At 36.8% G+C, this 12,336-nt stretch carries 11 protein-coding genes and 2 pseudogenes; 4 read left to right on the top strand and 9 right to left on the bottom strand.

Annotated features, from left to right (window positions below; all coding sequences use genetic code 11):
• The 3 genes and pseudogenes from ACYQ1I_RS01435 to ACYQ1I_RS01425 all read right to left on the bottom strand — a co-directional run.
• Window positions 1-126, bottom strand: a pseudogene (locus tag ACYQ1I_RS01435) (hypothetical protein); the annotation flags it as partial.
• Between the two features lie 28 nt (window positions 127-154).
• Entirely contained in the window at window positions 155-232 is a 78-nt protein-coding gene (locus ACYQ1I_RS01430) for a hypothetical protein (protein ID WP_459762138.1), read from the bottom strand.
• 700 nt (window positions 233-932) lie between these two features.
• Window positions 933-2,063: pseudogene (locus ACYQ1I_RS01425) on the bottom strand (IS256 family transposase).
• 176 nt (window positions 2,064-2,239) lie between these two features.
• On the opposite strand from ACYQ1I_RS01425, the gene ACYQ1I_RS01420 reads away from it, so the two are divergent.
• The 4 genes from ACYQ1I_RS01420 to ACYQ1I_RS01405 all read left to right on the top strand — a co-directional run bounded on the left by ACYQ1I_RS01420 (window position 2,240) and on the right by ACYQ1I_RS01405 (window position 4,992).
• Window positions 2,240-2,992: a recombinase family protein gene (locus tag ACYQ1I_RS01420; RefSeq protein ID WP_459761783.1), complete on the top strand. Its 753-nt coding sequence runs from the start codon at window positions 2,240-2,242 to the stop codon at window positions 2,990-2,992.
• 20 nt (window positions 2,993-3,012) lie between these two features.
• A complete protein-coding gene (locus ACYQ1I_RS01415) occupies window positions 3,013-3,495 on the top strand; it encodes a recombinase zinc beta ribbon domain-containing protein (RefSeq protein WP_459762136.1) in 483 nt (160 codons plus the stop codon).
• Window positions 3,435-3,713 carry a hypothetical protein gene (locus ACYQ1I_RS01410; RefSeq protein ID WP_459761782.1) on the top strand — a complete coding sequence of 93 codons (279 nt, stop codon included), beginning with the start codon at window positions 3,435-3,437 and terminating at the stop codon, window positions 3,711-3,713. Before ACYQ1I_RS01415 ends, ACYQ1I_RS01410 begins: the two co-directional genes overlap by 61 nt.
• A 64-nt stretch (window positions 3,714-3,777) precedes the next feature.
• Entirely contained in the window at window positions 3,778-4,992 is a 1,215-nt protein-coding gene (locus tag ACYQ1I_RS01405; RefSeq protein WP_459761781.1) for an IS256 family transposase, read from the top strand.
• Window positions 4,993-5,302: 310 nt separating this feature from the next.
• Here the strand turns inward: ACYQ1I_RS01405 and ACYQ1I_RS01400 are convergent, their stop codons facing one another.
• From ACYQ1I_RS01400 to ACYQ1I_RS01375, 6 genes are all read right to left on the bottom strand, one after another.
• Window positions 5,303-6,208, bottom strand: coding sequence for a zf-HC2 domain-containing protein (locus ACYQ1I_RS01400; RefSeq protein ID WP_459761780.1), 906 nt, complete (start codon window positions 6,206-6,208; stop codon window positions 5,303-5,305).
• Window positions 6,208-6,690 carry an RNA polymerase sigma factor gene (locus ACYQ1I_RS01395; RefSeq protein ID WP_459761779.1) on the bottom strand — a complete coding sequence of 161 codons (483 nt, stop codon included), beginning with the start codon at window positions 6,688-6,690 and terminating at the stop codon, window positions 6,208-6,210. The genes ACYQ1I_RS01400 and ACYQ1I_RS01395 overlap by 1 nt, the downstream gene beginning before the upstream one ends.
• A 642-nt stretch (window positions 6,691-7,332) precedes the next feature.
• Window positions 7,333-7,704 carry a VOC family protein gene (locus ACYQ1I_RS01390; protein ID WP_459761778.1) on the bottom strand — a complete coding sequence of 124 codons (372 nt, stop codon included), beginning with the start codon at window positions 7,702-7,704 and terminating at the stop codon, window positions 7,333-7,335.
• A gap of 178 nt (window positions 7,705-7,882) precedes the next feature.
• Window positions 7,883-8,311: a MarR family winged helix-turn-helix transcriptional regulator gene (locus ACYQ1I_RS01385; RefSeq protein WP_459761777.1), complete on the bottom strand. Its 429-nt coding sequence runs from the start codon at window positions 8,309-8,311 to the stop codon at window positions 7,883-7,885.
• A gap of 631 nt (window positions 8,312-8,942) precedes the next feature.
• Window positions 8,943-10,382 carry a serine hydrolase domain-containing protein gene (locus ACYQ1I_RS01380; RefSeq protein ID WP_459761776.1) on the bottom strand — a complete coding sequence of 480 codons (1,440 nt, stop codon included), beginning with the start codon at window positions 10,380-10,382 and terminating at the stop codon, window positions 8,943-8,945.
• A gap of 535 nt (window positions 10,383-10,917) precedes the next feature.
• Window positions 10,918-12,198 (bottom strand): IS110 family RNA-guided transposase, encoded by a 1,281-nt coding sequence (locus ACYQ1I_RS01375; protein WP_459761775.1) that lies wholly within the window; start codon window positions 12,196-12,198, stop codon window positions 10,918-10,920.
• Window positions 12,199-12,336: the final 138 nt, after the last annotated feature.

The following is a 12,336-nucleotide window of genomic DNA, read 5'->3' as shown; positions in this document are numbered from 1 at the left end:
TCAACCAAATATTTCGATTGCAGCGTACACATCCACGTTTTGCAAAATCTCGGCAATTTGCTTAAGAGGTATCTTCAGTTTGCGTAGAATAATAATTTGATCCAGGCGTGTGATTGCTTCCATATCATATACACGATAAGCAAAATCTTACTTTTTAGCAGGTCACCCCGATTTGTTCGTAATATCTAAGTGTCTGGGTTGAGATTGAATATTGTTTAGATACGTGACTGATGGTTTGGTCAATAGAAAATATTATTTTTTAATCGCACTCAACTAACAATTATTAACCGCCATTGGCGGTAGGGTTTACTTTTAGCCCGCGGCAGCACCTACAGACACTTTTCCAGCTTGTCCATTATATTAAGTATATCACAAGAATTGGCAAAATTAACAAAATATTTTGGGTAATTTTCACCCTTACCGCATCGTTTTTCTGTTTTATCTTTTAAAAAATGAACATATGTATGTTGTACTGAAACTTACAATAGTTTTCCTGCCCAAACTGCAAAACATTTATACATTATGGACATTGAGCTTGTATCTCACAAGTAAGGCATCCTCTACTTGCACATACATCCTCAAACTTTTTTTGAGCAATTTTCTGAGCCTCTAACAAATTATATAATCACTATGACCATAAGAACTCTTTTCCATCATTTCGGTTACACTAGTACTTTCTAAGCTGTTCATATACTTACTAAGGTCTTCTTCATCATTTAGCTCAACACAGATTTTTTCATAGTAATCATTGTTATATGCATCTGCTCCTACGATTCGCAACCTATAACAACTGTCTCAGCATCTTCCAGCTTACTAAACTCTTTCCCATCAAAAGGACCTGTCAAGAAATTTGTGTAAAGTTATTGCCTAGTATCGTAGATGTTGGGTAATTCTGTCTTTAAAAATACCACTAGCTGATTGAGTACTTTTGCTCAATTCTGGACTGGTCGATCCCATGTTTTCTTAATATCGGTGACTCTAAGATAGACCAACTTGAAGAGTGCTGTCTCACTGGGAAAGGCTCCTTTTCGATTGGTTACCTTCCTTAATTGGTTATGATAGCTTTCTATGGTATTGGTTGTATAGATGATTTTTCTAATATCACTGGGATAGTTAAAGAGATTTTCTACCGATGCCCAGCTGTTTCTCTATACCGCTAACGCGGCAGCGTATTCTTTCCACTTAGTCTCAAAGTCTTGGAATAAGCTGTTAGCTTCATCTAAACTAACCGCTCGATAGACTCCTTTGATATCTTTAGCAAATTCAGCCCAGTGCTTACGGGGGATATATCTGGTGCTATTTCTCATGAGATGAACAATGCACCGTTGTTGGATTGCACTAGGATAGATGGCTCTTATGGCTTCTTCTAGCCCTGGAAGTCCATCTAAAGAAATGAAGATTATGTCCTCTACACCACGGCTCTTGATTTCTTCTAGTATCTGTAGCCAGTGTCTACTGCTTTCATCTTCGGATAACCAAAATCCTAGAACATCTTTACGACCCTCTGGATCAATTCCTATCACGTTATAAAGGGCTTTCTGGCCTGTACCTGACTCTGTTTTTACTGGTGTGTACATGGCATCTACAAATACAAAGGGGTAGCACCTTTGTAGCGCTCTATTACGGAATTCTTTGATAAGGGGAATAATTTTGTCGGTAATCTTTGAAACTGTTTCATGGCTGATATCAAAGCCATAAATGTCTTGGATTGTGGCTTCAATATCTCTTTGGGATTGTCCTTTTGCGTACATAGCCAGGATTTTTTCTTCAATTCCTGCGACATCCTTCTGGCCTTTAGGAACGATGGCAGGATCAAAGGAGGCTTCCCGGTCTCTTGGAACATTAATCTGAGTATCTCCCAACTGACCGATCACGGTTTTGGTACTGTGACCATTACGGCGGTTACTGGTGGTCGCTTGATTGTTAGCATTTTTGGCGTAGCCAAGGTGATCATCCAGCTCTGCTTCGAGCATGGCCTCCAGGGTATCAGCAAACATGTCCTTAAGAGCCTCCTGAATGTCCAGGGCAGACTTGATCTCATAGTTTTGAAACAGATACTTCATTACTTCGTCAGAAGCGGGATTACGTTTTTTCTTAGCTATAGTGTAAGCCTCCATTTTGAATTAGGTAGATTATATCATAAATCTACTTTACACAAATAATCTTACACCCTCGATGGTAATTTATACGATGATATGAGAGCAAGTGCTATTCCTTCTGTTTCAGGAGGTGTAGCAAAATGTTAAAATGCGCTATATATGCACGTGTAAGTACAAAAAGAGAAGAGCAAAAGAACAGCTTGCAAAATCAGCTTCATCTAGGTGAGTCTATTGCAAAAGAGAAAGGCTTTACAGTAGTAAAATGTTATATCGATGATGGCAAGAGTGGGTCAGGGTTTAAAAATAGATCTGGAATTCAAGATCTCATAAAGGATGCTCAAGCAGGGATATTTGATGTGGTTATTGCTAAATCCGTATCTCGCTTAGGTAGAGAGGTAGTTCAAAGCCTGCAGACTGCTGATAAAATTGAACGATCCAAAGTTCGTTTAATTTTGCCAGAGGACAACTACGATACTGCAACCAGTGATAGTAGGCTAATGTTTGGGATAAAAGCTTTATTAGCTGAAGAAGAAAATGCCAAGCTATCTCTCAGAATCAAATATGGACTATTCTCTAACGCGAAACAAGGCAAGTATAAAGCTTCGCTAGCACCCTATGGCTACAAAATGGATTTCGAGACTAAACGCCTAGTTATTGATGCGGATACTGCTGAAGTAGTTAAAGAGATCTTCAATCTCTACCTTCATAAAATCTGGAGCATGAGTAAGATCGGCAACTACTTAATGAGGCGTGGTGAGGCTACCCCTCGGGCAGTATCAGGTGCAAGCAATGCAGGTAACCGCTGGCATCAACAAACCATTAAAGGCATCCTTAATAATCCTGTTTATATCGGCAATCAGTCCATCATCGTTCTGAAACTACTAAACATTTAGGTGCTTCTGAAACCTATAAGATTAGGAATGAAATAGCACCATCTGAGCAAATAATCGTTGTAAATACTCACCCGGCGATTGTCTCAAAAGAAGATTTTGATGCTGTTCAAGAACTCATGAAGAAAAAAGGAATTGATCGAAGTAACGGTAAGGAGAGTCTATTCGCCCATATAGCAAAGTGTGCTGATTGTGGTTGTGGTATGCACTATAAGTCAGATCGGAGAAATGGGGCTTATATTTACGGAGGACATGTTAAGCACTCTAACAGCTATTGTACCTCTCATATTATCTCAGAGAAGCTGCTACTTGATACCATTAACAAAGAGGTAAAAGCTCTGGTTAAGAAAACCGTAAACATCGAAAAGCTCTATGGCTTAGCCGATGAAAAGGCCAAGCGTCTCAAAGCTCCAGCGAGCAAGAAGTACGCAAGATTGAAAAGCAGATGGAGCAACTTAACCAGCAATTTGATAGCCTGCTCAGCTTGCATGCTGAAGGAGCATTAACTACTGCTCAGTTTAAAACAAAGAATGATGCTATCTCCCAGCAGCAGTTAGAGTTAGCTAATCAAAAGCAAGCTCTGAAGTTAAAGATGGGCGAAAAGAAAGACCTAGATATCAACATCCAGGCCTTTAGAAAAGAAGTAGAACGCTTTATAAACCTCGATAGTTCGGACCTACAGGTATTAAAGAGCGTTCTGCAAAGACTCATTGCGAGAGTGTAAAATAAATGGTGTAAACTTCGAGGTTGATATAAAATAAAAATATCACTAAGGAGGGTACACCATTATGTCATTTAAAGGATTAATCGACAAATCAAAAGTTAGGGAACTCATGAAAGAAGGTAAACTCAAGGATATTTCTGATGTTCAGTCTTTACTTAAGGAACAGTTTAAGGACTTAATTGAAGAAATGCTTGAAGCTGAGCTGGATCATGAACTTGGATATAGCAAATATGATTTTAAGAATAAAGATACTGATAACGCTCGAAACGGTAAACGTTCTAAAAAGGTACGCTCTGATTATGGAGAAGTTGAAATCGAAGTTCCCCGTGATCGGATCGGTGAATTTGAACCTACTATCGTAAAAAAGAATCAGCGGGATGTTTCAAGCATCGATGACCAAGTAATCAGTATGTATGCCAAAGGCATGACTGTACGAGATATTCAGGATCATCTTCAAAATCTTTATGGAATAGACGTTTCTCCTGCAATGATTTCTCAAATCACTGAGAAAATCATGCCTGTTATCAAAGAATGGCAGCAGCGCCCTCTTAAGCCAATCTATGCCCATCTTGTTATGGATGCAATCCACTACAAAGTCCGTCAGGACGGGAAGATCGTTAGCAAAGCGGTCTATATCATCATAGGCATTGATTTGGATGGCATGAAGGATGTCATTGGTATGTGGGTTGGTGAGAACGAGAGCAGTAAATTCTGGCTTAAGGTACTTAGTGATATGCAGCATCGAGGTGTAGAAGATATTCTAATCGCTTCTATTGATGGCTTAGTAGGCTTTAAGGAAGCTATTGAAGCTACTTTTCCCCAAACTGAAGTACAGCGATGCATTGTTCATATGATTAGAAATTCAACAAGATATCTATCATTTAAAGATAGAAAAGCCTTTATTAAGGATTTGAACCCCATATATACGGCTATTGATGAAGCAACCGCCCTGGATGCCCTAGATAAGCTAGATAAGAAATGGGGCGAAAAATACTACATTGCTATTAAACCCTGGCGGGATCATTGGAATGAAGTTTCTACAATGTTTAAGTATCCGAAGGAAATTAGAAGGCTTATCTATACAACAAACGCCATCGAGAGCTTTAACCGACAACTCCGCAAAGTTACGAAGTCAAAGAGCATTTTTCCTACGGATGATTCTCTCCTAAAAATGCTCTATCTTTCTATGATTGATATCACTAAGAAATGGACGATGCGGACTAGGGATTGGGCTAAGATTATCGGTCAGTTAAGCATACATTTTGAGGGGAGATTCTAATCCCCCCTCGTTCTTAATCGTATATATGAACTTCGGAATGTTTACACCAATTTCTTGACAGACTCCTCATTGCCAAAATTGAAGTCCATGAGGGCGGAAAGATTACGATTCATTACAATCTTTCCTGCCCCTCATAAGGGCATATAAATCTATTATATTAGATTCTATTTAGCCTTTTCAAGCTTCACTATCACTTCAACATGGCCTGAGTTGATAGCATAGATGTCTGAAGTTGATTTTTTGCGCCCGGCGTATGCGGGAACATATCTACTACTTTTTTTGCCTATCGTTAGGCGGAAACATATCCACCTTAACGACCCTCATATTTTTTATTTTTATACTGTCTAATTAAGTTTACAGCCATTTGAAAAGCAATATATAGCGGAATCATAACTAGCAATATTGCATAAAAATCCCGTGTCGCAGTATATGATGAAGTTGTAAATCCTTTAATAATCAAATGACCTAATAGGTAGGATACCGCTAAAAAGAATACTTTCATTGTAAAATTTAGCACTTTTTTATTATGATACAATATAAGCATAATTAATCCACAAGTTGTAGCAAATACTATGGCAAAAAGTGCGTAATAAGATAATAATAGTCTTGGTAATGTAATAATCCCGCCGTTTGGATTTATATCTTTACCATACATCAATATATCTTCACTTCCATCTGTCTGGTAATAATATACAGAAACAACATTTTCACCATTTGGATTTAAAATAGTATTATTTGTATTAGATTTTTTTATATTTCTATTCCATATGCTATTCCATGTAGTAATATGATAGACATAACCAGCGTTGTCATCTGTAGGATATCTATTGATGTCATATCCATATACAGTATCCTCAAATTGAGCGAGTACCGACCCATTACCAATCTCATTTATTGTTACACTTCTTTCGCTAAAAGGAATATACTCTGGCGCGGTCAAGAAAGCAATAGTTATAACAAAAAGCATAATTGAAAACATCATTGACAATAATGCCGTCTGAATTTTCTTCTTGCGTAATGTTGATTTTATCTTTAGTAAAGGAGAGGTATTCCTATCTACTGGCATTTCATTAAAAGTACGCATCTCATTAAGATAATTCTTGCATTCCTGACACTGATCAACATGTTCTTCAACCATAGTACATGAGTCATTACTAAGCATATTTTCTAAATATAGAGGCAATACATCTTTAATAACATTACATGTGACTTTCATCAATAATCCCTCATTTCTTCTCTAATCTTATTTCTAGCTCTATGAAAAGTGACACAAGCCCAATTATCTGTTTTACCAAACAAACTGCCAATCTGCATAAAGCTCAGTTCTCCAAAAACTCTTAGAGAAAATACTTCCTTATATGGCTCAGATAAGTTATGGAGAATTTCATGAATTTTCATCGACTCTTCAGATGAAAACACCGATTTTTCTATATCAAAATCATCTTTCTTTTCAGGCACTGAGTCTAGCTCTATCAAATTCTTATGTTTTCTTATATATGAATAATATGAGTTTTTGGCTATTTGAAATAGCCACACCTTGATATCACAATTTCCTTTAAAGCTTTCAATGGACTTTATTGCTTTTATAAATGTTTCAGATGTCAAATCTTCTGCTATATGTTTATCTTTTGATAGACTATATATGAAGAAGTAAACATCCTTAAAATAGTTATTATAAATCTCTTCAAGCTCTGTCACTTTTTCACCTCCTATCTATAAGACGCACGGGATTTAATAATCTTACAATAAATTATAAAAAAATCTCAAAATTTAAGCAATCTTTGAGATTTGAAAATATATTTGGGATAAACACTTACATCTATTCTATCTCCACGACCCTACGGATGTAACTCTACTTCACTTTTTGATTTAATTTCTATCACTCGATATGCTCCCCCAAACGTAAAAACATACTTTAGGTCGAGTAAACAAGATAGATGTACTCATTCAACCCCAGTATAATCAAGGGTTACACCCTTGTTATCAACACAATAGTCTCCACATGCCTTGAGAGTACAATAATGATGTCGAGGACAGCTGGTATCCCCTTGGTGGCAGGGTAAATTCTTAGAATATGCTCCAATATACAATTTTAAAATTGTAAACAACAAAACCTTCAAACTTTTTACTTGAAGGCTTTATTCATTACAATCTATTTATTTCTATTCTATGGTCTTCCTACTTTGGGCATATTTTATTCCTTAAGATCTTTTAGTCTTTCTTCCGTTATATATAATTAATATCATACGGAATCAACATTCCTTTTTGTAGCTCATACTCCAGTTCAAATACGCTTGGTTATCCTCTATAAGCAAAATAATGTAACCATCCCTAGTGCTATTATAACGGCTTTTGGTTCCCCACAATCTGTATCTTCATCCCATTTGGATCTTCAATGAAAAAGAACTTTGCTGATGGCATTGGTTCAATAATCTCTGAAAGAATAATTATATTTTGTTTCTTTACAAATTGATACATATTTTCCACAGAATCCACAGAAAATGCCCAAGAAATATCCTTCCCTATATCTATAGTATCCTTATTAATGTCCTGAATTAGTTCTATTTGAGCTTCATCATCCCCTAAAAATGCAATTTCCAATTTTGGACTAGGTTTCAAACGTCCTTTTATTGGAAGTCCAATAATTTCCTGATAAAATTGTACTGATTCCTCTAAATTTTTTACAAATAAAGTGCTACAACAAAATTTCATAGTATTCCTCCCTAATTTTCCATTTAATTTTTCATTGTTCGATGATATTGCTTTTTATAGTTAGTGACTTCCTTCTATTTTTTGACCTTCACCTCCGTTCTCTTTCTCCATAATTCTATCAACCAGTTGTGCAATAAATTTTGGTAGAATTAATGAAGTGGAAATAAAAATATTGATCTCATTTTTTTGTGCTGCTTATATTTTTAAGTATAATTTCTAATCCTTGTAGGATTTGGTGATACTCCTCTTCCTTAAGGTTACTTTTATATATTTCAGTCAATTCATCAAAGGTTGCATTTATCATTGGAGCAATCTCTTTTCCTTTATTTGTTAAGAAAAGTCGATAGGATCGCTTATCTTCTATGTTTTTTTCTCTTTTGACATAACCATGTTTTACTAAATTGTTCACTGCCTTTGTCACGCTTGGTTTTCCAACATTTAACAAGTTGCACATTTCTGTTTGAGTAATACCTTCATTTTTCGTAATTACATATAAAAAATCATGTTGTCCACTTCTTATATCATAATTCTTAAGTTTTTGGTTTATAAAGCTTTGAGTATTTCTATAAATTGCTGCTGCGTATCTTCCAACGGATTCTTTTTTCAAATCTTCATCTCCTTGTATAGTTTCCTTCGAAACTAATTTTAGTATAACAGAATTTAGTTTCCTATGCAACCATTCATAAATAAAATACACAATATATATACCTTTAAATCACGATATCCCATAAGAAATTGATTAATCAAACCAGTTATTGACACATAGCATAGCAATTTTATGTATCTTTTCTATCAATTCAATAGATATGTTCCCCCAAACAGAAAACCATTGAATGTCATCTACACACCCAATGGTTTAAACTATTGATATTGCTAAGTTTTATTGCTTTTCAAGCTTAACGATTACTTCAACATGGGTTGAGTTGATGGCATTGGTGTCTGAGGGCTATTTTTTAGCGTATCTGTTCGCGGGAACATGTCAATCGGTTTTTTTAATCATTTTAAAAAATCGCCGTTCGAAGAAACATATCCATCCTCAGCGTAAGTCATTTACTTCTTACTCAAGCTGGTTTCGGATAAATATATTTATTTACCACCATTATTACACCTCTTTTAACTCCTATTTCTCATTTCTAGAAATATTATATCTTATTTTATTTCTAACGAGGGATCCCTGAGAATTCCATCCAAAAACTTCTACCCCTGTTTTGGGGACAATATTCTTGACTAAACCACGGTCAAATATCGTGCCTTGATGAAAGTAAAAAGATGCCACGTTTTACGATTACTATCACATTGATCATTGTTGCAGTAATTAACCAAATATAAATGCTCGGCATCATCAGAAACGTTCTATATATACTCATAACTCTGCCGTTGGTGATGAATGTTATTATCCAAGGAATTACTATTAATATGACTGCAGGCATAAGCATAAAAGAACTACGAATAATATATTGTCTGGAACTTTTATCTTTCCATTTATCCAAGTTTCTCAGGTTGTAAATACCTTTACCTAAGGCAAGTATGAAAAGAAATCCGATCATAAATTCGAAATAATTATAGGTTACAGTAGGTGATTCTGATTGACCAGTTGTAAATAGTTTAACCAAACTATCAGTTATAGTCCCATAGTTTGTAAAAGCATTTAGTCCATTATTATACAGAACAACAATGCCATAGCCATTATCTAAAATCATTTGTTCATCAGCTTGGTAAGTCCATAAAGTTCCACTATGCCCAATAGTTTTTCCCTCTTCACCTTCCCTGACGGACCAGCCCAATCCATATTCTGCATTCACCTGAGGCGTTTGCATTTCCTTCAAACTTTCGCTGGTGATAATTCGTTGTCCATTATAAGCACCGTCATTCATATTCATAATAAGCCATTTGGATAAATCCGTTGCGGTAGATACAATCCCGCTCGGTCCATTGATAAACCAATCAGGTTCGTTATATGCAACATTCATTCCGAAGATATTTATGTGACCAGTAGCTAGGTTTTTTGCCGCCTGGAATTGATTAGTGTTTGAAAAACTCATCGTATCATTCATTTGCAATGGCTTAAAAATATGTCTATTTAAATAATCCGAAAACGTTTCGCCACTTTTAATCTCAACAAGTCTTGCCAATATCCAATAATTAGGATTATGATAGTTGTATTTTTCTCCCGGGTCATTTTTCAATTTTACATTTTCAAATAATTTCATCGCTTCCGACAAGGTTTCTGGTTGAATAGATAATTTCATCTCTGGAAAAGTTTCATCTGATAAACCGCTTGTATGACTTAACAAATGCCGAACCGTGATGTTTACGGCACGAGAATCATTTATTTCAAGTTCCGGCAAATACGTTTTTATAGGTGTATCCAAATTCACCAACCCCTCATCAACCAGTTGCATAACAGCCAAAGCAGTTATTGGTTTACTTAAGGAGGCAATTGGAAATTGGGAGTAAGCATCTAGACCATCCCCGTATGCTTTAGCGAATACAAGCTCATCTTGATAAGTAATGGCGACAGCAAAACCCGACAAATTGTTTTTGTCCTTGGCGGATTGCAATAAGGCATCTACTTTTACGGCATCAAAACTCTCATCAGTAAATGCCGTAACCGCCTTTACTTGCATTAAAATAGCCATGCAGACTACTAAAATAATTATATATTTGCTTCTTTTCATCTGATCATCCTCCCTCAATAAAGTAAGAATATCTTCCAAATGCTCGCTTATTCTCAAAATTTCATAGACACTGTTTTACACCTAACAGCACTTCCACCTTATAAAAGGATAATCACAGAATATTCTAACAGGGTGAAGCCCATCCTAACGACCAAACGACTGGATAAGTTTGGAAATTGATATGACCGTGCATAACGTCTCCACATCATTCATGGTCGCTCACCCTCCCATTTCTCTCCGGATCAAATTCCATACATTCCTTCGTCCTGCGTATCCATGAGGTGGAGGTCAGATATGCTTTCTAACAGGGTCACATGCCCGAATGGAGTAAATTAAGTCTGACTCTGCACTGTTGGTATTTGTAGTCTCCAGAATAACAATGAATAAACAAGCCCATTTGGCTACATAAAATCCTTCTTCTTAGCTTGTTGACCCCACGCCATTCCTGGGATAGACAGTCAAGTGCTTTCCTTGACAGGCTATCCCAGGAATGGGACACTGCGTCAGGCTAAGAAGAAAATACTAGAATTATTTTTTAAGCTACCTGCAATGTTTCTAGTTGAGGTAACCCTCGTAATAACTTGACACCATCAAATGCGCATTGTTTGTTACCGATGACAAATAAGACACGTAGTAATTTACAACATAAAGCGATGAGCGACTGTTGTTCCTTTAATGGACGTTCAGGGCGTTTCGTGTAATATTGATGCAGGGCTTTAAAGGTTGAGTTATGGGCAAGGGGGCGAATCGCTAAATATAAGGCTCTGCGTAGTCGTTTTCGCCCTCGTTTCGTGATCCTTGTCTCGCCCTTATATTTCCCTGAACTGTATTCACGAAGCGATAGCCCTGCCAGATTCACTAATTGTTGTGGGTGATTATAGTTTCTTAGATCGCCTGCTTCTGCGTAAAGTGTGGCAACGGTAATGGCACCTAAACCAGGGATGTTCATCATCTCAGTGGCACCAGGGATTTCCTTTACCATGTCTTCTAAGTCTTCATCAAGCGATTGAACTTGTTGTTTGTATAAGTCATACTGTTCAAGAAGACTAGCTAGTTCACGTTTGGCAAACGTTGTGCTTACTGTTAATCCAACACTTTCGTTGGCAGCTAGCACAAGCTGTTCTGCTCGTTTGATTCCAACACCACGTCTGACGAACGGCTTCCATCTCAAGACAATTTCTTCCGGTGTCATGGCTTGAATCTCAGCAGGCAATGGAAACAGCCGCAAGGTGTGAATGGCAGCTTTCCCTTTCCAATCCGCAAACACATCAAGAAATTCAGGAAAGTAACGATGAAGCCAATTCTGCGTGCGACCTTCGATGATCATAAGTTGTTTGACGAGTTGATCTCGTAATTTGATGCCTTCTCGTAATTCGGCGTAAATGCCTTCGAGTAGGTTGGGTACAGAGTATCGCCCGTCTTTCATGAGCTGTGCAATCACCTTCGCATCTTTTGTATCATTCTTTGTTGGCGAGTTATCATCAAGTTCTTTGCTTTTCTTAACATGCATCGGATTGACGAGTACAAAGTCATAGCCACGTGCTTTGAGATAATAGGCGAGATTAAACCAGAACTGTCCTGTTGGCTCTACACCAAAAATGACATGGTCTTTCTGGTGTTCTTTCATGTGGGATTGAACCCATTTCAACAATCGCTCAAAGCCATTGATTCGGTTGTCAAAGATCAATCGTTTACCAAATTCGATTCCTCGATCATCTTGTGCACGTGCGACGTGTTTGTCTTTGGCAATATCAATACCAATAATTAAGGTTGATGGTGTGATTTGCGTAATTTTTTGATTTTGCGTATAATTCATTTTGAGTCCTCCTTGGTTTTCTAATTTCGGAGTCGATGCATCGACATCCTGTACTATACCAAGGAGGCTCTTTTTTGTTAAACCTCAAATTTCTTCATTACAGGAATGCTTTCTATAGTTACATTAAAGCTAGGATAT

This window comes from Alkaliphilus crotonatoxidans (assembly GCF_054658015.1).
The sequence above is the reverse complement of the archived record's forward strand: the minus strand, read 5'-3'. Positions and strand labels throughout refer to the sequence as shown.